Raw genomic sequence first — 21356 nt, forward strand, 5'->3', positions numbered from 1 at the left:
GGCTGTGTGGATTTGTCCCGAGTGCATGCGCGGCGGCGGCAAGCCGCTAAGCTTGCATGCATGAACATCGCCAATCCCAAGCCGCGCATTCTGGTCGTCGATGACGACCCCGACCTGCGCGAACTGCTGCGCGACTATCTCGGCAAGCAGGACATGGACGTGCGCACCGTGGCTGACGGCCCGGGCCTGCGCGCCGCACTCGCCCACGAAGCGTGCGACCTGCTGATTCTCGACGTGATGCTGCCCGGTGACGACGGCCTCGCGCTGTGCCGCGAAATCCGCGCGAAATCGCGCCTGCCCATCCTGATGCTGACCGCGCGCGGCGACGAACTCGACCGCATCATCGGCCTCGAAATGGGTGCCGACGACTACCTGCCGAAGCCATTCCATCCGCGCGAACTGCTGGCCCGGGTGCGCAGCATCCTGCGCCGAGCCCCCGAGCAGCCGGACGGTGACGGCAATGTGCGTACGCTCAGATTCGCCGGCTGGACGCTCGATCTGGGTGCGCGCCACCTGGTGGACGCCCAGGGCGTCGTGACACCGCTGTCGAGCGGCGAATTCCGCATGCTGAACGCGCTGGCCGAAAGCCCCAACCGCGTGCTGTCGCGCGACCAGCTGATGGATGTGCTGGCCGGTCGCAGCGCCGGTCCGTTCGATCGCACGGTCGATGTGATGATCAGCCGGCTGCGCCGCCGGCTCGGCGACGACGGCCGCGAACCGCGCATCATCCGCACACTGCGCAGCGAAGGCTATGTGCTGTCGGTGCCGGTGGAGAAACACGTTTGAGCGCGTTTTTCTCGCGCCTGATGCCGCGCACGCTGTTCGGCCAGATCCTGCTGACGCTGCTCGGCGGCTTGCTGGTGGCCAATGGCATCGGCCTGTGGCTGGTGGTGGACGACCGGGTGCGCCTGTCGCGTCAGGTGCGCAGCGAATATGCCGCGACCCGGGTGGCCGAATCGATCGCACTGATCAACGACACCGGCCCGGCCGGCCGGGCCCGTCTGGTGCGGCTGCTGGCAAGCCCGAGCACAACGCTGTCGCTCGACGAGCCCTGGCATGACGACGCGCGGCCGGTGGACGAGGAATTCGAGGCGTTTTCCAGCAAGGTCGGCGAACGCATTGCGGGACGGCATGTGCATCAGGTGATCACGCTGGAACGTCCAAAGGCGCCCGCCGGCGCGCCGGCCGGTGACGCGCTGCCGCTGCGACCGCCACCTCCGCCACCGCCAGCACTGGCCCGGCTGCTCGCCAGGCCGCATGCCGAAAACGTGTCGACGCAGGCGCGCCTGGACGACGGGACCGTGGTCACCTTCCGCTACTCGCCGCCCCCCGCAGTCGCCGAGCGACCGCTGCGCATCATCGGCAGCCTGCTGCTGGTGGCCGTCGTCGTCAGCCTGCTGTCGATCTGGGTGGTACGCCGGCTGACCCGGCCGCTCGACATGTTCGCGCGCGCCGCCGACGGGCTGGCGCGCGACCTCGAACAGGCCCCGCTGGGCGAATCCGGGCCGCGCGAAGTGGCCGGCGCCGCACGCGCCTTCAACAGCATGCAGCGCGCGCTGCGCACGCTGATCCACACCCGGGCGCAGGCGCTGGCCGGCGTGTCGCACGACCTGCGGCTGCCGATCACCCGCGTGCGGCTGCGCCTGGAACAATTGCCCGAAGGCCCGGTACGCGAGGCCATCGAGCGCGATCTGTCCGACATGGAAACGCTGATCGACGACACCCTGGCCTTCCTGCGCGCCGGCGACAGTTCAGAAGCTGCCGCACCGACCCGGCTCGACGCGCTGGTCGAAGGTGTGGCCGACGACATCGCCGCGCTGGGTGCCGACATCGAAGTGAGCGGCAGCGTGGCGCAGCCGGTCATCGTGCGGCCGTCGATCACCCGTCGCTGCCTGGCCAATCTGATGGACAACGCGCGCCGCTACGGCGGCGGCAAGATCCGCGTCACCGTGTCGGGCACCGCCACCGAAGCGCGGGTGGATATCGACGACGACGGCCCGGGCATTCCGGAAGCCGAGCGCGAGCGGGTATTCGAACCCTACGTGCGGCTGGAAGCGTCACGCGCCCGCCACACCGGTGGCAGCGGCCTGGGTCTCGCCATCGCCCGCGCCGTGGCCCGCGCGCAGGGCGGCGACATCACGCTGAGCCGCCGGCCCGAAGGCGGACTGCGCGCCAGCCTGGTGTTGCCGATCGCGCCCTGAGGCCAGCGGCAGCCGGGCCACGATTCAAGATTGCGAGGCGGCACCCGGGGGGTCACCAGGGTCGATCAGAAGCCCGCCCGGCAGGTAATTGCGGTCTCCGAGCACGCGCTGTCGCCTGATCAACGCACACATCGCGGACAGGGTCCGCTCCTGCGAAAAACGTCGCCAGCTGCGAAGCCCTCGCGGTCTTCGCAGGAGCCGTCCCACGGTCGGCCCTGCATGGCCGACCGGCTCCACGGGCGGCGAGCGGTGTTCGCCGAAACCCTCGCCGACGCGAGGCCCGGTGAAACGCGCTATGCGCTGCGCAGGTGCAGGGCGCGGGCGATCAGGATGGCGCTGACCGGCATCAGCACGGCGATGGCGACCACGGTCAGCAGCAGCGACGTGAGATCGCTGTAGTTGGCGGCGGTCACGACGGCACCGGTTGCCGGGTCCTTTACTTCGCGCGCCAGCGTGAAGATCTGGTTCAGGTACTTGGTGCCGAGCTGGCTGGCCGACAGCGCCAGATTGGTGAAGGACGCCATCACCGCGAAGAAAGTCGCCTTCAGATGGGCCGGTGCCGAATTGGCGATCCAGGCCAGCATCGGAATCATCGAAATCTGACCCAGCGGTGACTCGAGCGCGGTGTCGATCACCGCGATGAAGCGCGCGTCCACGACACCGCCGGTTACGCTTGCGGTCCATTCGTGCAGCCCCATGCTCATGCCCAGTGTGGGCATCGACAGCACGAAGCTGGCCGCGGTCAGGAAGCCCACGACGTACAGGATGGACCGCTCGGCCATGAAGCGGCGGAACAGGAACATGCCGATCAGCGTCAGCGAACTGGCGATCAGCGACAGCACCGAAAAGAAGGCCTGGTCGAAGCCCAGCACGTCGATCGACCACCAGGACACACCGGGCCCGGTGCCTGGCGTTGCGCGGAACATGAAAATGACCAGCGCGGTGCCGATCAGTGTGTTGCGTGCCCGGGTGTCCAGTTCGCGCGTGAGCTTCGCCATCAGGAAGGCGATGATGGCGAACGAACCGACGAAAATGATTTCCTGATTCCATTTCAGGTTCGACAGCCCCATTGTCAGCGTAAAGGTCACGAAGACCACGCTGCCGCCGATGATCCACCAGTTGGGTGTGGTGTTGCCGTCCGGGTCGCGCAGCAGCGCCGCCGCTTCGGCGCGTGAAAGGCCGCGCGCCATGTGCGCCCGCATGTGGCGCATCTTGAGCAGCGCCGCGAAGGCGACACCGGCCACCGACACCGCCGGAATGACCAGCGCCATCAGATAGATGTCGCGGTACAGCAGCACCTTTTCGGCTTCCGGCAGCGTTTCGCTGCCGGAAAACAGATAGAGGTTCACCAGTGCCACCAGCACGCTGCCGCCGATGATGGCGACCCGGCCGAGGGTCTGCATCGTGGTGTGCATCAGCTTGAGGCGTTCGGGCGTGACCGGCGTGCCGTCTTCCTCGACATGCGGCACCGCCTCGACCGTCATCGCGTCGGCCACCGCGTCCTGCAGCACGTAGCCGATCGGGCTCAACAGCGCGCTCAGCACGAACCAGGTATTGATCGGCAGGATGGCCGCCATCGCATCGCGTCCGGCGATCAGGCCGGCCATGATCAGCAGGCTGGCTGCGATGATGCTGGCGCCGAGGTAGATCAGCAGGCTCTTGTAGCGCCACACCAGATCGACCAGATGGCCCATCGGAATCTTCAGCGCCCATGGAATGCCGACCCAGAAACCCAGTGCGGCGAGAAACTCCGCCGACAGACCGAGGTAGTCCTTGACGAAGAAGGTGCCGACGATGCCGGTCAGGCCCTGGATGCCGGCTGCCATGTAGACCATCAGCGGCGGCAGGTAGGAGAGGCGCATGTCGCGCCCGAGCGACAGGATGTTCAGGTCCAGCCAGTGCAGCAGTCGGGATGTCATGGTCTGTATTGATTTTTTTGGCCGTGCCTGTGACCGGCAAGGATAGGGGGAATTCCGCGTCCGGCGTACTTTTGCGCGCACAAAACTCGGTATGCTCCGGCGTTGAGATCGATGCCCTACCGAACGGAGTCCGACGTGCGCTTGTTTGGCCGCCATGATGCACACGAAGCGCCGCATCCGCTGCGCCAGATCAAGCTGTTTTCGACCTTGAGCCGGCGCGAAATGCCGGTGGTGCAGGCACTGCGGCACGAGCGCAGCTACCTCGCGGGCGAGGTGGTGTTCGACGAAGGGGATGACGGCGAGGCGATCTATGCCATCGTGTCCGGCGAAGTCGAAATCCTGCGCCATGACGGCGGGCGCCAGCAGCGTCTGGCCGTGCTGGCCGCCGGTGAGGTGTTCGGCGAACTGGCGCTGCTCGATCAGGCGCCGCGCGCAGCGCAGGCCCGCGCCACGGCCGACTGTGTGCTGGTCGTGTTTTTTCGCGCCGACTTCATGAACCTGCTGGAAACCCACCCGAAGATCGCGTCGAAGATTGCGCTGTCGCTGGCGCGTCATCTCGGCAGCCGGCTGCGTCAGGCCAATGCGGGGCAGCGGCAGGACGGTCATCTGTGAGCGCGCAGGCATGAGGCGGCTGCGACCTTCCGGTGCCGGGCCGCTGGCCTGGTGCGGCATCCTGCTCGCCACCACCCTGGCGCTTTACCTGTTCCAGCAGGTGCTGTGGCTGGTGCTGCCCTTCCTGTTCGGGCTCATCGCCTACTACTTTCTGGCGTATCCGATGCAGCGGCTGATGTTCGCCGGCCTGTCGCAGGAATCGGCCGCCAACATCACGGTGGGCGTGTTCGCGCTGCTGCTGGTCGGCGCCTTCGCATTCATGCTGCCGCGCTTTGCCGCGCAGGCGGTCGGCGTGCAGGAAACCGGCATGCGCTATCTGCAGGGCGGCCTGTTGCTGCTCGACCAGACCCTGCGTGCGCTGGAACAACAGTCCCGTTTCATGCGCGATGCACATGTGGCCGACGCCGTGTCGTCCTACATTGCGGTGGCCGGCGAGGGCTTTGCGCAGAACCGGCTGCCGTCGCTGATGATGTCGGTCGCCGCCTGGCTGCCGTCCATGCTGCTCGCGCCTTTCCTCGCCTATTTCTTCCTGCGCGACGGCCGCCGCTTCCAGCGCTTTCTTGCGCGCGCCGTGCCCAACGCCTACTTCGAGCGCACGCTGCATCTGCTGTACGAGGTCGACCGCACGACGCGCGCCTACTTCCAGGGGCTGGTCAAGCTGACCGTGCTCGATGCGGTCTGTCTGGCGGCCGGGCTGTGGGTCATCGGGCTGTCGTCGCCGCTGACGCTGGGCATCATCACCGCGGTGCTGGCGTGGATTCCATTCGTCGGCTCGGTCATCGGCTGCGCGCTGGTGGTCATGGTCGCGGCAACCGATTTTCCCGGTTCGCCGTCGATTGCGTACGCGTCGATCGGCCTGTTCATCCTGGTGCGCCTGCTCGACGATTTCATCTTCATGCCGCTCACCATCGGTCGCAGCCTGCGCATGCATCCGCTGATCACCGTGCTGATGATTTTCGTCGGCGGTGCGGTGGCCGGCGTGGCGGGTCTGCTGCTGGTGCTGCCGGTGCTCGGCGTCATCATGGTGGTCGGCGAAACGCTGAGCATCGTGGCGTCAGACCCGCGCTTGCGCGCGCGCCACGCGCACGCCCGCCGCCTGCGCTGGCAGGCGGTCACGCGCGACCTCTGATCGCCCGGGCATCTTCCGCCTCCCGATGGCGCTTGCTAGTATGACGATCGGGTTGATGGAGGGGCGACATGAAAAGGTATGCAACCAGACCGATTGCCGCAGACGCCGCAGACGCCGCAGCCGCCCCGGACGGTCCGGCTGACGGTTCGCCGGTGGCGCAGCTCAAGCACCTGCTCGATGTGCCGGCCGAAGCCTGCTTCCTCGGCTTCGCGCTGACGCACCGCGGTACCGGCGACTATCTGTGCCTGTCACTTGACCGGTCGCACGCCGCGCTGTGCAGGTGGTCTGTCACCCCAGACAAGGCGGTCTTCTTCCGCAACTGGTCCGATACGCTGCAGGCTGCGGCAGCCCGCCCCGAGGCCGACATCGTGCTCATCTTCGATGTCGGCGACGCGCTGCTGGTGTTTCCGGCACGCTGAGTCCCGGCGTCAGTGAAAGTCCCGGCTGCGCGGTGCAAGAGCGCCGAGCAGCGGCGAGCGGTCGACCAGCCGGCGGGCGATCAGGTGGATCACCTCGCCTTCGCGCGACACCTGGCCGTAGATGCCGAGCAGCGTGGCGCCGAGCACTTCGCTGCGCTGCCGCTCCTGCAGGTCCTTGTGCACGATGATGTTGGCCAGCCCGGTTTCGTCCTCGACGGTGACGAACATGACGCCGCTGGCCGTACCGGGGCGCTGGCGGCAGGTGACGATGCCGGCGGCACGCGCCAGTGCGCGGTCTGGCAGGCGGCGCAATTCGGCCGCAGTGATGAAGCGCTGCGCGGCGAGCTGGCTGCGCAGCAGCGCCAGCGGATGGCGGCCGAGCGTGAAGCCCAGGCTGGCGTAGTCGGCCACGATGTCTTCGCCTTCACGCGGAGCGGCCAGCGCCAGCACCTGCTCGTTCACCGGTGCGTCGCGCAGCAGCGCGTCGGGCCGGCGTGCGGCAGCCTGCCAGTGCGCCTGATGGCGGTTGCCGGCCAGTGACTGCAGCGCGCCGCCGCTGGCCAGGCAGCCGAGCTGCCGGCGGTCCAGCCGGGCGCGGCGGGTCAGGTCATCGACATTCGACAACGGCGCCTGCGCGCGCGCCGCCACGATGCGCCGCACCGCGTCCTGTTCTACCCCCTTGACCATGCGCAGGCCCAGGCGCACGCCCGGTGCCACGCTGTGCGGTTCTGCTTCGAGCACGCAGTCCCAGCCGCTGACCGATACATCGGCCGGCCTGATGTCGACACCGTGCGCACACGCATCGGCGATCAGTTGCGCTGGCGCATAGAAACCCATCGGCTGGCTGTTCAGCAGGCCGCACAGGAAGGCGGCCGGGTGATGGCATTTGAGCCAGGAGGAGATGTACACCAGCAGCGCAAAGCTCGCGGCGTGCGATTCCGGAAAGCCATAGCCGGAAAAACCTTCGATCTGGCGGTAGATCTGCGCCGCAAATGCAGGTGTGTAACCGTTCTTCAGCAGGCCATCGGTCAGTTTCTGCTGGAATTTCTCCATCGTGCCGCGCTGCCGCCAGGCCGCCATCGAACGGCGCATCTGGTCGGCTTCGCCGGCGGTGAAACCGGCAGCAACCATGGCCAGCTGCATCACCTGCTCCTGGAAGATGGGCACGCCCAGCGTGCGTTCGAGCACCGGGCGCAGCGCGTCCGACGGATAGTCGATGCGTTCCGGTGGCAGGTGGCGGCGCGCCAGATAGGGATGCACCATGCCGCCCTGTATCGGCCCCGGCCGCACGATGGCGACCTGGATCACCAGATCGTAGTAACGGCGCGGTCGCAGTCGCGGCAGCATGTTCATCTGCGCGCGCGACTCGACCTGGAACACGCCGGTCGACTCGCCGCGGCACAGCATGTCGTAGGTCGCCGGGTCTTCGTGCGGAATGTCGGCCAGCGTGCGCGGGGCTTTTCCTGCCGCGGCCGGATCCCCGTCTTCGAACGCCGCCAGTGCGTCCAGCGACTTGCGGATGGCGGTCAGCATGCCCAGCGCCAGCACGTCCACCTTCATCAGGCCGAGCGCTTCGAGGTCGTCCTTGTCCCACTGGATGACGCAGCGCTCTGCCATGCGGGCGTTTTCGATGGGCACCAGCCTTGAGAGGCGGCCACGTGCGATGACGAAGCCGCCGACATGCTGCGACAGGTGGCGCGGCGCGCCGATCAGTTCGTTCGACAGTTCGAGCAGCAGCTGCACGCGTGGCGCTTCGGGCCGGAAGCCGGCTTCGAGCAGGCGGTCTTCGCGTACGCGGCCGCCGTCCCACCACATGTGGCCCTGCGTGAGCCGGTCGAGTGCATCGTCGGTGTAGCCGAGCGCGCGGCCGACGTCGCGCAGTGCCGAGCGCGGCCGGTAGGTGGTCAGGCTGGCAGCCAGGGCGGCGCGGTCGCGGCCGTACTTGCCATAGATGTACTGGATGACCTCTTCGCGCCGCTCGTGTTCGAAGTCGACGTCGATGTCCGGCGCCTCGTTGCGTTCGCGCGAAATGAAGCGGCCGAACAGCATGTTGGCGCGCCACGGGTCGACTTCGGTCACGCCGATGCAGTAGCACACGGCCGAATTCGCGGCCGAGCCGCGACCCTGGCACAGGATGCCCTGCGTGCGCGCCCAGGCCACGATGTCGTAGACGGTCAGGAAGTAGGGCTCGTATTCCAGCTCGGCGATCAGCGCGAGTTCGACCTCGATCTGTTGGCGCATCTCCTGCGCCTTGCGCGCGAAGGTGGCGTCGTCCAGCGTGACGATGCGGCGGATCTGCGCACAGCGCTCGACGTAGCCGCGCTCGGTCAGCTCGCGCAACCAGGAGGTGGTGGTATGGCCGGGCGGCGCGATTTCCTCCGGGTATTCGTAGCGCAGTTCGTCGAGCGAGAACCGGCAGCATGCAGCCACCTTGAGTGTTTCGGTCAGCAGTGCTGCGGGGTAGATACCGGCCAGCTTGTGCGGCAGGCGCAGGTGGCGCTCGCCGTTGGCGTACAGCGCGTAGCCGCAATCGGCCAGCGTGCGCCCGAGCCGTATCGCGGTCATCGTGTCCTGCAGGCGGCGGCGCTTGCGCACATGCATGTGCACGTCGCCGGCGGCGCACAGCGGCAGCCCGCCGGCGGCACCGATGGCCTGCAGCCGGTACAGCCGCGTGGCGTCGTCCGGACCGTGGTGCAGTTCGACGGCCAGCCAGGCACGTTCGGTGAAGCGCTGCTTGAGCCAGCCGGCGTGCGCCGACAGCGCGGCGTCCGTGTCGGGCAGCGCAGCGCCGGGCACCAGCAGCGCGATGCAGCCGGGCAGGCCGTCGTCGAGATCGGCGCAGCTCAGCTGGTAGCGGCCTTTCTCCGCCCGCATGCGACCGAGCGTGATCAGTTCCGACAGGTTGCCGTAACCGTCGCGATCGCAGGCCAGCAGGACCAGCTTCGGGCCGTCGGCCAGCTGCACTTCGCAGCCGATGATCAGTTTCATCCGCGGTTCGGACAGGTTGCGCCAGGCCAGGTGGGCGCGTGCGGCGCCGGCCAGCGAACATTCGTCGGTGATGGCCAGTGCGGCATAGCCCAGTTCCGCGGCGCGCGTCACCAGTTCGTCCGGTGCGGAGGCGCCGCGCAGGAAGGTGAAGTGGCTCAGGCAATGCAGTTCGGCGTATTCGACGAGTGGGGCTGGCATGGTGCATCGGCACGAATGAATGGGGTGATACGAATGTGCTGTTATTTTATACAGTAATACGGGGCGGTGAATCGCGTGTTGCGGCATCGGTCGGGTTGCGTCAGGCACCTTGATGGTGCATTTCCGGGCGCTACCAGTGCATGGCGATGCAAGGTGCAGCGCATGCCGCAACACGCGCCGGATACGTCTCCGCGGTGGCCGGTCGTGGCGACTTCCCCGCCTGCAGGCCGCGTGCGGCGAGGCTGTACCCGACTTCGTCTGCCACCCATCCGGTGCGGTCGGGCACGACCTTGCGGAATGCCCGACGTGAACTGGACCGCTACTTGCTGAACACCGGTCAACGGTCTGGATTGCCGGCGCGTCAACTGCTTGAAAGAGGAAGTGTGTCGCGCGCTGACCGGACCACCCGGAACGGGGAACTTAGGGGGCATCGCGACATCGACATCGACAGATGTTTCGACATCGCGCGGCACGGGTGTTCGACCGGATCAGAATGGTGATTGCAGTGTTTATCGAACTTTGCACAAGCGCTGCCGTAGACCAAGCTGAAAGCAGGGCGAACGATAGTGCGCCGCCGGTCGCGCATGCCGGGCAACAGGTGTTTTGCAGGTCAACGGATTGTGGAGATCAACATGGACATCGTCAGTCATTTCGCCGCACGCTACGAACGCACGCGTGAGGAAGAACTTTCGCTGGAAGAATATCTGGCGGAGTGCAAACGCGACCCGCTGAGCTACGCCAGCGCGGCCGAGCGCATGCTGAAGGCGATCGGCGAACCGCAGACGGTGGATACGCGCAACGATCCGCGGCTGTCGCGGCTGTTTGCCAACAAGGTGATCAAGATCTATCCGGCCTTCGCCGAGTTCTACGGCATGGAAGACGCGATCGAGCAGGTCGTGAGCTACTTCCGCCACGCCGCCCAGGGGCTGGAAGAGAAGAAGCAGATCCTCTATCTGCTGGGGCCGGTCGGCGGCGGCAAGTCGTCGATCGCCGAGCGGCTGAAGTCGCTGATGCAGGAAGTGCCGTTCTATGCGATCAAGGGTTCGCCGGTGAATGACTCGCCGCTCGGACTGTTCGATGCGACCGAAGACGCTGCCATCCTGGAGAAGGAATACGGCATCCCGCGCCGCTACCTCAACCGCATCCTGTCGCCCTGGGCAGTCAAGCGGCTGGAGGAGTTCGGCGGCGACATCCGCAAGTTCCGCGTGGTCAAGCGTTACCCGTCGGTGTTGAAGCAGGTCGGCATCGCCAAGACCGAGCCGGGCGACGAAAACAACCAGGACATTTCGAGCCTGGTCGGCAAGGTGGACATCCGGAAGCTGGAAACCTTCGCGCAGGATGATCCGGATGCCTACAGCTTTTCCGGCGGCCTGTGCCTGGCCAATCAGGGTCTGCTCGAATTCGTCGAAATGTTCAAGGCGCCCATCAAGGTGCTGCATCCGCTGCTGACCGCGACCCAGGAAGGCAACTTCAAGGGCACCGAAGGTTTCGGCGCCATCCCGTTCGACGGCGTGGTGCTTGCGCACTCGAACGAGAGCGAATGGAAGGCCTTTCGCAACAACAAGAACAATGAAGCTTTCCTCGACCGTATCTACATCGTCAAGGTGCCGTACTGCCTGCGCGTCAGCGAGGAGGTGAAGATCTACGAGAAGCTGCTGCGCGGTTCGTCGCTGGCCGAAGCCATCTGCGCCCCGGGCACGCTGAAGATGATGGCGCAGTTCGCCACGCTCACCCGCCTGAAGGAGCCGGAAAATTCCAGCCTGTATTCGAAGATGCAGGTGTACGACGGCGAAAACCTGAAGGACACTGATCCGCGCGCCAAGAGCTATCAGGAGTACCGCGACTACGCCGGGGTGGACGAAGGCATGAGCGGCGTGTCCACCCGCTTCGCGTTCAAGATCATTTCCAAGGTGTTCAACTTCGATTCGACCGAGGTCGCCGCCAACCCGGTGCACCTGATGTATGTGCTGGAACAGCAGATCGAGCGCGAGCAGTTTCCGCAGGATGTCGAGCAGAAGTACATTTCGTTCATCAAGGAACACCTGTCGCCGCGCTACGCCGAATTCATCGGCAAGGAAATCCAGACCGCCTACCTGGAAAGCTACAGCGAGTACGGTCAGAACATTTTCGACCGCTACGTCACCTACGCCGACTACTGGATCCAGGACAGCGAATACCGCGACACCGACACCGGCGAGGTGTTCGACCGCGCGTCGCTGAACGCCGAACTGGAAAAGATCGAAAAGCCGGCCGGCATCAGCAACCCGAAGGATTTCCGCAACGAAATCGTCAATTTCGTGTTGCGTGCGCGGGCCAACAACGGCGGCAAGAATCCGGTGTGGAGCAGTTACGAAAAGCTGCGCACGGTGATCGAGAAGAAGATGTTCTCCAACACCGAAGAGTTGCTGCCGGTGATCAGCTTCAATGCCAAGGCGAGCGCCGACGATGCGAAGAAGCACGAAGATTTCGTCACCCGCATGGTGGACAAGGGCTACACCGCGAAGCAGGTCAGACTGCTGTGCGAGTGGTACCTGCGTGTGCGCAAGAGCTCGTGAGGGCGCTGGCGCAAAAAGGGCAAGGACGTAGAAGTCGGATCGACTGACGGCTCGGAGAACACATCTTGCAGCAGATCATTGATCGACGGCTGGCCGGCAAGAACAAGTCCATCGGCAACCGCGAACGCTTCCTGCGCCGCCACAAGGAGCAGATCCGCGAGGCGGTGCGCCGGGCCGTGGAAGGGCGCGGCATCCGCGACATCGCGCAGGGCGAGGACATCCACATCCCGCGGCGCGACATCAGCGAGCCGGTGTTCGGTCACGGCCAGGGCGGCAAGCGCGAAATGGTGCACCCGGGCAACAAGGACTTCGTGCGCGGTGACCGGATCGAGCGGCCCAAGGGCGGGCAGGGCGGTGGCGGCGGCCAGGCGAGCGATTCCGGCGGGGGTGAGGACGACTTCGTGTTCCACCTGTCGAAGGAAGAGTTCATGCAGGTCTTCTTCGACGACCTCGCGCTGCCCAACCTGATCCGCACCACGCTGGCCGACACGCCGGAGTACAAGACGCACCGCGCCGGCTTTTCCAGCGACGGCACGCCGAACAACCTGCACGTCGTGCGCTCGATGCGCGGCGCCATCGGCCGGCGCATCGCGCTCGGCAGCGAATCGCGGCGCGAACTGCACCGGCTCGAAGACCTGCTGGCCGAATTGCGCGCCCAGCCGGTCAGCGCCGAACGGCTGCACGAAATCGAGCAGCTCGAAACCGACATTGCGGCGTTGCGCGCACGCATCGACCGCATTCCCTACCTCGATCCGATAGACCTGCGCTATCGCAGCCGGGTGCGCACGCCGGTGCCGACGGCCAAGGCGGTCATGTTCTGCGTGATGGACGTGTCCGGCTCGATGGACGAGGCGCGCAAGGATCTGGCCAAGCGCTTCTTCATCCTGCTCTATCTGTTCCTGACGCGGCACTACGAAAAGATCGACATCGTGTTCATCCGCCACCACACGCAGGCGCAGGAGGTGGACGAGCACGACTTCTTCCACGCCACCGAAACCGGCGGCACCGTGGTGTCGAGTGCGCTGGTGCTGATGGAAGAAATCATCCGCGCGCGCTACCCGCGCAACGAGTGGAATGTTTACGGGGCGCAGGCCAGCGACGGCGACAACTGGCACGACGACAGCCCGCGCTGCCGCCAGCTGCTCGAACACGGCATCCTGCCGCTGTGCCGTTACTTCGCCTACATCCAGGTGGTCGATCAGGAACAGAACCTGTGGCATGAGTACGCCTCGCTGGCGGAAGAATCCGACACCTTCGCGATGCGCAAGGCGAGCGAAGTCGACCAGATCTATCCGGTGTTCCGCGACCTGTTCAGGAAGGAAGGAGCGGCAAAATGAGCGACACCTTCAATCGCCGGCATGTCGGTCAGGCGGCCACGCCCGACGAATACGGCGGCCGCCGTCCGCGCCCGCCGCTGCGCGTGCCGCTGCCGCCGACCGACCGGCCGGCGCAGACGCTGCCCGCCCCGAGCGACTGGACCTTCGATCTGATCGATCAGTATCACACGGTGATCCGCGCAACGGCGCAGCGCTTCAGCCTCGACACCTACCCGAACCAGCTGGAAATCATCACCGCCGAACAGATGATGGACGCCTACGCGTCGGTCGGCATGCCGGTCAATTACCGGCACTGGAGCTACGGCAAGGAATTCATCAGCACCGAAAAGAACTACCGGCGCGGCCAGATGGGTCTGGCGTACGAAATCGTCATCAACAGCAATCCGTGCATCAGCTATCTGATGGAAGAGAACACGATGGCCATGCAGGCCCTCGTGATCGCGCACGCGGCTTACGGGCACAACAGCTTCTTCAAGGGCAACTACCTGTTCCGCATGTGGACCGACGCGGGTTCGATCGTCGATTACCTCGTGTACGCGAAAAACTATGTCGCGGCCTGCGAAGAGCGCCATGGCGTCGATGCGGTCGAACTGCTGCTCGACAGCTGCCATGCGCTGATGAATTACGGTGTCGATCGCTACCGCCGCCCGGGCAAGCTGAGTCTGACGCAAGAGCTGGAGCGCGCGAAGGACCGCGAGGCGTATGCGCAGCAGCAGGTGAATGAAATCTGGCGCACCTTGCCGCCGAAGTCGGGCAAGGACGCCGCGGAAAAGGAACAGGCGCGCTTTCCGGCCGATCCGCAGGAAAACCTGCTGTATTTCATCGAGAAGAACGCGCCGCTGCTCGAACCCTGGCAGCGCGAAATCGTGCGCATCGTGCGCAAGATCGCGCAGTACTTCTACCCGCAACGCCAGACCCAGGTGATGAACGAGGGTTGGGCGACGTTCTGGCACCACCACCTGCTGAACACGATGTACGACGACGGCTATCTCGAAGACGGCATCATGATCGAGTGGTTGAAGTCGCACACCAATGTGGTGTTCCAGCCGCCTGTGGATCACCCGGCCTACAGCGGCATGAACCCGTACGCGCTCGGGTTTGCGATGTACAGCGACATCAAGCGCATCTGCGAGACGCCGACCGACGAAGACCGTTACTGGTTTCCGGACATCGCCGGCCGTGACTGGCTGGAAACGCTCGATCACGCGATGCGCAATTTCAAGGACGAAAGCTTCATCGGCCAGTATCTGTCGCCGCGTGTCATGCGCAATTTCCGGCTGTTTTCCATCGTCGACGACGAGATCGATCCGACGCTGGAAGTGTCGGCCATCCACGACGAAGCCGGTTACCGCAGCCTGCGCGAGGCCATGTCGCGCCAATACGATCTGGGCTCGCGCGAGCCGAACATCCAGGTGTGGTCGGTCAATCTGCGCGGTGACCGCTCGCTGATGCTGCGCCACACGCAGCACAACGAGCGCCCGCTGCACGACAACGCCTACGAGGTGCTCAAGCACGTCGCCCGGCTGTGGGGCTTTCCGGTGCATCTGGAAAGCGTCGGCAGTCTTGGCAATGTGTCGCGCCGCTGGACCGTGGACCCGAGTACGGCCTGATCCGGTCCTGACTTGACCTGCTCGCGGCTGCGCGATTCCGGTCGGCGCCGTTTCAGTTCGATCCGGACTCGCCGGCGCCCGCCCGGATCAGTGCCACCAGTTCGGGCAGCCGGCGTGCCGCGGCGATGCGCGCGTCCTCCTCGATCGCCCGGTAGAGCGCGAGCACCTGTTCGCCGGTAGGTGTGAGCCGGGCACCGCCGCCCGCCGCGCCGCCGCGTTGCTTGATGACCAGCGGTTCGACGAAATCCTTGTTCATCGCATCGACCAGCGACCAGATCCGCTGGTAGCTCATGCCCAGCTGGCGACCGGTTTCGGCCAGCGAGCCGGTTGCGGCGATGCCCTGCAGCACGTCCGCCTTGCCCGGGCCGATCGCGACGGCGTGCTTGATCTGCACGCGAAACCGCGTGCTGTGTTCGGGTGTGTCGGGCGCAGCGTTCGTGTTCATCGTTGATCGCGGTCCATCGCTGTCGATGGACGAACTTCAGTCAGAGTGATGCATGGAAGACCCTGCACGGCATACGGTACTCGTTATACTCGGCGAACGATATCCATAAGAATGTATATCGAACCGTGCGGAGGCGCGTTGCCCGTGAAATCTGTTCGCCTGATCCACCGAATCCTGCTGTTGTGCGTCGTTGCCTGGTCTGTCGTGCCGCTTGCGCGCGCGGCCGGGTCGCCGACCGTGGCGGCCGCATCCGATCTGAAGTTTGCCATTGAGGAACTGGCGGCCCGCTTCGAGCGCGACACCGGCCACAAGCTGCGTCTGGTGTTCGGCTCGTCCGGCAATTTCTTCTCGCAGATCCGGCAGGGCGCACCGTTTCATCTGTTCATGTCGGCCGACGAAGACTTCGTGTTCAAGCTCGCCGAGCTGGGGCTGACGCAGGACCGCGGCCGGCTGTATGCCTACGGCCGGATCGGCCTGATGGTTCCGAGGGGCTCGCCGCTGAAGGCCGACGGCGAATTGAAGGATCTGGCGCTCGCGCTGCGCGACGGGCGATTGAAGAAGTTTGCCATCGCCAACCCGGAACACGCGCCGTACGGCGCGCGCGCAAAAGAAGCGCTGCAGCACGCCGGACTGTGGGCCGACATCGAACCGCGTCTGGTGCTGGGCGAGAATATTTCACAGGCGGCCCAGTTCGCCACCTCCGGCTCGGGTCAGGGCGGCATCATCGCGTTGTCGCTGGCCATGGCGCCCCAGGTGGGCGGCTTGGGCGAATTCGCGCTGATCCCCGAAAGCTGGCATCGCAGGCTGGCCCAGCGCATGGTGCTGCTGCGCGATGCGCCGCCGGCCGCGCGGGCCTTCTACGATTACGTCGCGACGCCGGCGGCACAGGACGTGATGCGTCGTTACGGTTTCGAAATGCCGAAGGAGTGACCCGGCGTGCGCCACTGCGGCTGACGCCGGTGTACTGATCCGGAAACGGGAGCTGACATGGACTGGCAGGCATTTTCGCTGTCGATCGAACTTGCTGTGGTGACGCTGCTGGTGCTGCTGCCCTTCGGCGTGCTGGCCGGGCGCTGGCTGGCGCGCACGCGCTTTTCCGGCAAGGCCTGGATCGAAGCATTCGTCGTGCTGCCGCTGGTGCTGCCGCCGACCGTGCTGGGCTACTACCTTCTGGTGTCGCTGGGTGCGGGCTCGCCGCTGGGCCGCTGGCTGCTCGACAGCTTCGATGTCAGGCTGACCTTCAATTTCGCCGGCCTGCTGATCGCCTCGCTGGTATTCAACATTCCATTCATCGTGCAGCCGGTGCAGCGCGCCTTCGAGGCGATACCCGAAAATCTCGCCGAAGCGGCGTCGGTCTGCGGGCTCACCGACTGGCAGACTTTCTGGCGTGTCGAACTGCCGCTGGCCTGGCCGGGCATCCTGTCGGCCATGGTGCTGACTTTTGTACACACGCTGGGCGAATTCGGCGTGGTGCTGATGATGGGCGGCAGCATTCCGGGCGAAACCCGGACAGTGGCCATCGCCATCTACGATCGCGTGCAGTCGTTCGACCTCGCCGGGGCCGATCGCATGGCACTGCTGCTGCTTGTGCTGTCGCTCGGCGCGGTCGCGGCATCGTTCTTCGCGTCGGCCAGACTGGTGGCCCGGCGATGAGCGACCGGCGCGACGGACCGCGCGCCTTGCGCGTCGAGATCGATCAGCACGAACCGATGCCGCTGCGCGGCCGCTTCGAGTGTTCAGCCGGCGAACTGCTGGCGCTGGTCGGCCCGTCGGGTGCCGGCAAGACATCGATGCTGCGCGTGCTGGCCGGGCTGATGCGCCCGCAGAGCGGACGCGTCGAGGTCGGCGGGCAGGTGTGGTGCGACAGCGAACAGGGCATCTTCCTGCCGCCACAGCGTCGGCATGTCGGGCTGGTGTTCCAGAACTACGCGCTGATGCCGCATCTGAGCGCGGCCGACAACGTCGCGCTGGCCATGCTGCACCTGCCGATGGCCGAGCGCGACGCGCAGGCCCGGCGCTGGCTCGACCATGTGCACCTGTCGAGCGAACAGCAACAGCGGCGGCCGGCTGCGCTGTCCGGTGGCCAGCAGCAGCGCGTGGCGGTGGCGCGTGCGCTGGCCCGCGAACCGAAGCTGCTGCTGCTCGACGAGCCCTTTTCGGCGGTCGACCAGATGAGTCGACAAGGGCTTTACCGCTTGCTTGCCCAGTTGCGCAGCGATCTCGACATCCCGATCCTGCTGGTGACCCATGACCTGAACGAGGCGCGCCTGCTGGCTGACCGGCTGGTGGTGATGGATGCCGGCGCGGTGCTGCAGGAAGGGCCGCCCGAACACATTCATCGGGCGCCGCGCAATGCGCGTGTGGCCGATCTGGTGGGCATGCACAACCGGTTTCAGGGCGTCTGGATGGGGCCGTCAGGTCGCGACGGCTGGGGCCTGCTGAAGTGGGTGACGGCGGCCGGTGGCGCGAGCGAGGCCGGGGACATGCTGCTCGAAGTGCGCGACAAGGGAAAGATCAAGCCCGGCCAGCCGGTGAACTGGGTCGTGCCGGGTGACGGCATCCTGCTGGGTGCGGAAGGCAGCGGTCAGGCGCTGGAAGCGCGGGTCAGCGACGCCCGTCATCTGGGCGAAATCACGCTCGCATCGCTGACGCTGGAGCGCAACCCGCAGATCAGTCTGCGCATCACGCTGGCCGGGCCGCAGCGCCAGCGCATCGGCAACGGCGATCGGCTGGACGTGCGCCTGGATCCCGCGCTGGTGCACGTGATGCCGCTGCATCCGCGTCCGCCACTTGAGGTGGAGCAATAGCCGATTGCAGCCGGCCTCGCCGGTCAGGGGGTCGGCTCGGGCTTGCGCGGCAGCAGCATGCGCGCGATCGCGCTCGCAGCCAGCCCCATCAGCAGGAAGCCGAGGGCACCGATCAGCCACACCGCCCAGACGATGGCGCTCAGCCAGCCGGTCAGGTCGGGAATCTGCTGCAGCGACGCCTGTATCGTCGGTCCCCAGTCGAGCAGGGTTTGTCGCGCCGACTCCAGCCAGAGCTCAGGCAGCCAGGGCGCCAGCCACACGGGTGGCTGCAGGCTCACCACCCAGCCCGGCCAGGTCGCCAGTGCGTCGGCATTCCAGCCCGGCCACGTGAGCACGGCGTCGGCCGTCCAGGTCAACAAGGTCCAGAAGCCGAGCAGAAGCGCGGTGATGATCCAGATGATTGCGTAAGTCATGGGGTCCTCTGTGCTTCTATGGGCAGTTTCGTCAGATGGTGTGGGTCAGTGGGAGCGGCGGCCTCGCCGCGATACGCACTCTGCAATGAGACCATCGCTGCGCCGATCGCGGCGAGGCCGCCGCTCCCACAAAACCGCCGCCGAGCTCAATCCTCCTGCACCAGCTTCTTCAGCGCATACAGCGCATCGAGGGCTTCGCGCGGGCTCAGGCTGTCCGGGTCGAGCGCGGCCAGCGCATCGACTGCGGCGTGCGTGGGTGGTTCCGGCGGCGGGGCGGCAGGCGCGAACAGGTCGGCCTGCGGACCGGCGCTGATGCGGCTGGCTTCGAGCTGCTGCAGCGCGCGCCGCGCGTCGCGGATCACCGTGCCGGGCACACCGGCGAGTGCCGCGACTTCGATGCCGTAGGACTGCGACGCCGGGCCCTCTTCGATGGCGTGCAGGAATACGATGCGCCTGCCGTGCTCGACCGCGTCCAGGTGCATGTTGGCGCACATCGGGTGGGTCTGCGCCAGCTGCGTCAGTTCGAAATAGTGGGTGGCGAACAGCGTCCAGCTGCGGTTGCGCGTCAGCAGGTGGCGGGCGATGGATTGAGCCAGCGCCACGCCGTCGAAGGTCGAGGTGCCGCGACCGATTTCGTCCATCAGCACCAGGCTGCGCTCGGTCGCGCCGTGCAGGATGCCGGCGGCTTCGGTCATTTCGACCATGAAGGTCGAGCGGCCGGAAGCCAGATCGTCGGACGCGCCGATGCGCGTGTGGATGGCGTCCAGCGGGCCGAGCCGCACCGACTGCGCCGGCACCGGGCAGCCGCAGTGCGCCATCAGCGCGATCAGTGCGACCTGTCGCATATAGGTCGACTTGCCGCCCATGTTCGGGCCGGTGATCAGCAGCATGCGCCGCGCGTCATGCATGGCGGTGTCGTTGGCGATGAAGCTGTCGACCTGCTGTTCGACCACCGGGTGGCGCCCGCGTACGATCGTGATTTCGGGTTCGTCGACGAACTGCGGCCGGCAATAGTCGTGGCGCTGCGCGGCGCGCGCGAAGGCGAGCAGGCCGTCGAGCTGCGCCAGCGCACGGGCGATGTCGCCGAGTGCCGGCAGATCCGGGGCGAGTGCGTCCAGCAGTTGTTCGTACAGGTGCTTTTCGCGCGAGGTGGCGCGTTCGGCGGCCGACAGTGCGCGGTCCTCGAAGGTTTTCAGCTCCGGCGTGATGTAGCGCTCGGCGTTCTTCAGCGTCTGCCGGCGGCGATAGTCGTCCGGAATGCGTTCGACGTGGGCGTTCGTCACCTCTATATAGAAGCCGTGCACGCGGTTGTATTCGACCTTCAGGTTGGCGATGCCGGTGCGGCTGCGCTCGCGCGCTTCCAGTGCCAGCAGGAATTCGCCGCAGTTGTCCTGCAGGCCGCGCAATTCGTCGAGTTCGGCGTCGAAGCCGGCGCGCATCACGCGGCCGTCGCGCAGCTGCGAAGCCGGTTCGTCCATGATGGCGCGGGCGAGCAGGGCGCAGGCGTCGAGCGGCTGCGCCAGTGTGGCGCGCGCGTCGTCGAGCAGGCCACCGTCCGGCGGCACGGCGGCGGCGATGCTGCCCAGCCGCGCCAGACTGTCGCGCAGGCTCGACAGATCGCGCGGCCGCGCGGTGCGCAGCGCGATGCGTGCGCCGATGCGCTCGATGTCGGCCAGCCCGCGCAGCGCGTCGTGCAGCGGGTCGGCGGTGGTGTCGGTACGCAGTGCATCGACCGCCTGGTGCCTCGTCTCGGCCTGCGCGCGTTCGCGCAGCGGGTGGTGCAGGCAGCGGCGCAGCCAGCGCGACCCCATCGACGTGGCGCAGGTGTCGAGCAGCGAAAGCAGCGTCGGCGACGCTTCGCCGCGCAGCGTTTCGGTCAGTTCGAGATTGCGCCGGGTGGCGGCGTCCATGCGCAGCCAGGCGGAGTCGTGTTCGACGGCGAGTGTCGTCACGTGTGCCAGCGCGCGCTGCTGTGTCGCCTGCGCGTAGCTGAACAGCGCACCACAGGCGGCCAGCGCGATCGGCACCTCGACCACGTCGAAGGCGGCCAGATCGCGACTGCCGAAGTGTTCGCACAGCAGGCGCGTGGCTTCGCCCGCGTCGAACTGCCAGGCGCTGCGCGACGTGACGGCCCAACTGCCCTCCGGCGCCGTGACGCTGTCGGCCACCAGCAGTTCAGCCGGGCGCAGCCGGTCGAGCAGCGAAGGCAGCACATTGGCGGCGACTTCGGTCAGTTTCAGTTCGCCGCTGGCCAGATTCAGCCAGGCGACACCGGCGCGGCTGCGCTCGACATGCAGCGCCATCAGCAGCGAATCGGCGCGCTCGTCGAGCAGACTGGCGTCGGTCAGCGTGCCCGGCGTGACGATGCGCGCAATCGCGCGCTCGACCGGTCCCTTGGACGTCGCCGGGTCGCCGATCTGTTCGACGATGACCACCGACTCGCCCAGCTTCACCAGCCGCGCCAGATACTGCTCTACCGCGTGGAAGGGCACGCCCGCCATCGGGATCGGCTGGCCGGCCGACTGGCCGCGGTGCGTCTGCGTGATGTCGAGCAGCCGCGCGGCGCGGATCGCGTCCTCGAAGAACAGCTCGTAGAAATCCCCCATCCGGTAGAACACCAGCAGATCGGGGTGTTGCCGCTTGAAGCCGAGATACTGCTGCATCATCGGTGTATGCGACGGATCGATGCTGGGCACGCCGTTCGATGAATTCATTTTTGACGT

Annotated in this window: 16 protein-coding genes; 11 read left to right on the plus strand and 5 right to left on the minus strand. The window is 66.4% G+C overall.

Annotated elements, in window-relative coordinates:
- Positions 1 to 60 precede the first annotated feature (60 nt).
- Entirely contained in the window at positions 61 to 786 is a 726-nt protein-coding gene (locus Q8Q80_RS16055; RefSeq protein WP_305633889.1) for a response regulator, read from the plus strand.
- Positions 783 to 2201, plus strand: a complete 1419-nt coding sequence (locus Q8Q80_RS16060) for an ATP-binding protein (protein WP_305633890.1) — start codon at positions 783 to 785, stop codon at positions 2199 to 2201. The genes Q8Q80_RS16055 and Q8Q80_RS16060 overlap by 4 nt, the downstream gene beginning before the upstream one ends.
- Before the next feature lie 293 nt (positions 2202 to 2494).
- Here Q8Q80_RS16060 and Q8Q80_RS16065 read toward each other — a convergent pair whose 3' ends face one another.
- The gene (locus tag Q8Q80_RS16065; protein ID WP_305633891.1) at positions 2495 to 4120 is read right to left on the minus strand and encodes a hypothetical protein; all 1626 of its coding nucleotides are present in this window, start codon (positions 4118 to 4120) and stop codon (positions 2495 to 2497) included.
- Positions 4121 to 4255: 135 nt separating this feature from the next.
- On the opposite strand from Q8Q80_RS16065, the gene Q8Q80_RS16070 reads away from it, so the two are divergent.
- The 3 genes from Q8Q80_RS16070 to Q8Q80_RS16080 all read left to right on the plus strand — a co-directional run bounded on the left by Q8Q80_RS16070 (position 4256) and on the right by Q8Q80_RS16080 (position 6280).
- Entirely contained in the window at positions 4256 to 4732 is a 477-nt protein-coding gene (locus Q8Q80_RS16070) for a cyclic nucleotide-binding domain-containing protein (protein ID WP_305633892.1), read from the plus strand.
- A 10-nt stretch (positions 4733 to 4742) separates the two neighbouring features.
- Positions 4743 to 5861 (plus strand): AI-2E family transporter, encoded by a 1119-nt coding sequence (locus tag Q8Q80_RS16075; protein WP_305614780.1) that lies wholly within the window; start codon positions 4743 to 4745, stop codon positions 5859 to 5861.
- Positions 5862 to 5929: 68 nt separating this feature from the next.
- Positions 5930 to 6280, plus strand: a complete 351-nt coding sequence (locus Q8Q80_RS16080) for a hypothetical protein (RefSeq protein ID WP_305633893.1) — start codon at positions 5930 to 5932, stop codon at positions 6278 to 6280.
- 9 nt (positions 6281 to 6289) lie between these two features.
- Here Q8Q80_RS16080 and Q8Q80_RS16085 read toward each other — a convergent pair whose 3' ends face one another.
- Entirely contained in the window at positions 6290 to 9466 is a 3177-nt protein-coding gene (locus tag Q8Q80_RS16085; protein ID WP_305633894.1) for an error-prone DNA polymerase, read from the minus strand.
- A 632-nt stretch (positions 9467 to 10098) separates the two neighbouring features.
- On the opposite strand from Q8Q80_RS16085, the gene Q8Q80_RS16090 reads away from it, so the two are divergent.
- The 3 genes from Q8Q80_RS16090 (at position 10099) to Q8Q80_RS16100 (ending at position 14968) form a co-directional block, all read left to right on the plus strand.
- Positions 10099 to 12021, plus strand: coding sequence for a PrkA family serine protein kinase (locus tag Q8Q80_RS16090; protein WP_305633895.1), 1923 nt, complete (start codon positions 10099 to 10101; stop codon positions 12019 to 12021).
- A 65-nt stretch (positions 12022 to 12086) separates the two neighbouring features.
- Positions 12087 to 13358 (plus strand): YeaH/YhbH family protein, encoded by a 1272-nt coding sequence (locus tag Q8Q80_RS16095; RefSeq protein ID WP_305633896.1) that lies wholly within the window; start codon positions 12087 to 12089, stop codon positions 13356 to 13358.
- Complete coding sequence (locus Q8Q80_RS16100; protein ID WP_305633897.1) at positions 13355 to 14968, plus strand: SpoVR family protein; 1614 nt, start codon at positions 13355 to 13357, stop codon at positions 14966 to 14968. Before Q8Q80_RS16095 ends, Q8Q80_RS16100 begins: the two co-directional genes overlap by 4 nt.
- A gap of 52 nt (positions 14969 to 15020) precedes the next feature.
- On the opposite strand, the gene Q8Q80_RS16105 is transcribed toward Q8Q80_RS16100, so the two are convergent.
- Positions 15021 to 15413 carry a winged helix-turn-helix domain-containing protein gene (locus tag Q8Q80_RS16105; protein ID WP_305633898.1) on the minus strand — a complete coding sequence of 131 codons (393 nt, stop codon included), beginning with the start codon at positions 15411 to 15413 and terminating at the stop codon, positions 15021 to 15023.
- A gap of 144 nt (positions 15414 to 15557) precedes the next feature.
- On the opposite strand from Q8Q80_RS16105, the gene modA reads away from it, so the two are divergent.
- Genes modA through Q8Q80_RS16120 form a run of 3 tightly spaced genes read left to right on the plus strand, consistent with a single transcriptional unit; the run spans position 15558 to position 18220 of the window.
- Positions 15558 to 16343, plus strand: a complete 786-nt coding sequence (gene modA / locus Q8Q80_RS16110) for a molybdate ABC transporter substrate-binding protein (RefSeq protein ID WP_305633899.1) — start codon at positions 15558 to 15560, stop codon at positions 16341 to 16343.
- Positions 16344 to 16400: 57 nt separating this feature from the next.
- Positions 16401 to 17066, plus strand: coding sequence for a molybdate ABC transporter permease subunit (gene modB, locus Q8Q80_RS16115; protein WP_305633900.1), 666 nt, complete (start codon positions 16401 to 16403; stop codon positions 17064 to 17066).
- The gene (locus tag Q8Q80_RS16120) at positions 17063 to 18220 is read left to right on the plus strand and encodes an ABC transporter ATP-binding protein (RefSeq protein WP_305633901.1); all 1158 of its coding nucleotides are present in this window, start codon (positions 17063 to 17065) and stop codon (positions 18218 to 18220) included. The genes modB and Q8Q80_RS16120 overlap by 4 nt, the downstream gene beginning before the upstream one ends.
- A 23-nt stretch (positions 18221 to 18243) precedes the next feature.
- Here the strand turns inward: Q8Q80_RS16120 and Q8Q80_RS16125 are convergent, their stop codons facing one another.
- Together Q8Q80_RS16125 and mutS are read right to left on the minus strand one after the other, a co-directional pair.
- Positions 18244 to 18633: a hypothetical protein gene (locus tag Q8Q80_RS16125; protein WP_305633902.1), complete on the minus strand. Its 390-nt coding sequence runs from the start codon at positions 18631 to 18633 to the stop codon at positions 18244 to 18246.
- A gap of 146 nt (positions 18634 to 18779) precedes the next feature.
- Complete coding sequence (mutS, locus tag Q8Q80_RS16130) at positions 18780 to 21347, minus strand: DNA mismatch repair protein MutS (RefSeq protein WP_305633903.1); 2568 nt, start codon at positions 21345 to 21347, stop codon at positions 18780 to 18782.
- Positions 21348 to 21356 lie beyond the last annotated feature (9 nt).

The organism is Methyloversatilis sp., assembly GCF_030698125.1.
Taxonomy (GTDB): domain Bacteria; phylum Pseudomonadota; class Gammaproteobacteria; order Burkholderiales; family Rhodocyclaceae; genus Methyloversatilis.

Coding starts and splice junctions, on each gene's coding strand:
- Q8Q80_RS16105 (WP_305633898.1), bottom strand. CDS start 15,413: ATGAACACGAACGCTGCGCCCGACACACCCGAACACAGCACGCGGTTT.
- Q8Q80_RS16100 (WP_305633897.1), top strand. CDS start 13,355: ATGAGCGACACCTTCAATCGCCGGCATGTCGGTCAGGCGGCCACGCCC.
- modB (WP_305633900.1), top strand. CDS start 16,401: ATGGACTGGCAGGCATTTTCGCTGTCGATCGAACTTGCTGTGGTGACG.
- Q8Q80_RS16125 (WP_305633902.1), bottom strand. CDS start 18,633: ATGACTTACGCAATCATCTGGATCATCACCGCGCTTCTGCTCGGCTTC.
- Q8Q80_RS16075 (WP_305614780.1), top strand. CDS start 4,743: ATGAGGCGGCTGCGACCTTCCGGTGCCGGGCCGCTGGCCTGGTGCGGC.
- Q8Q80_RS16120 (WP_305633901.1), top strand. CDS start 17,063: ATGAGCGACCGGCGCGACGGACCGCGCGCCTTGCGCGTCGAGATCGAT.
- mutS (WP_305633903.1), bottom strand. CDS start 21,347: ATGAATTCATCGAACGGCGTGCCCAGCATCGATCCGTCGCATACACCG.
- Q8Q80_RS16055 (WP_305633889.1), top strand. CDS start 61: ATGAACATCGCCAATCCCAAGCCGCGCATTCTGGTCGTCGATGACGAC.
- Q8Q80_RS16080 (WP_305633893.1), top strand. CDS start 5,930: ATGAAAAGGTATGCAACCAGACCGATTGCCGCAGACGCCGCAGACGCC.
- Q8Q80_RS16090 (WP_305633895.1), top strand. CDS start 10,099: ATGGACATCGTCAGTCATTTCGCCGCACGCTACGAACGCACGCGTGAG.
- Q8Q80_RS16065 (WP_305633891.1), bottom strand. CDS start 4,120: ATGACATCCCGACTGCTGCACTGGCTGGACCTGAACATCCTGTCGCTC.
- Q8Q80_RS16085 (WP_305633894.1), bottom strand. CDS start 9,466: ATGCCAGCCCCACTCGTCGAATACGCCGAACTGCATTGCCTGAGCCAC.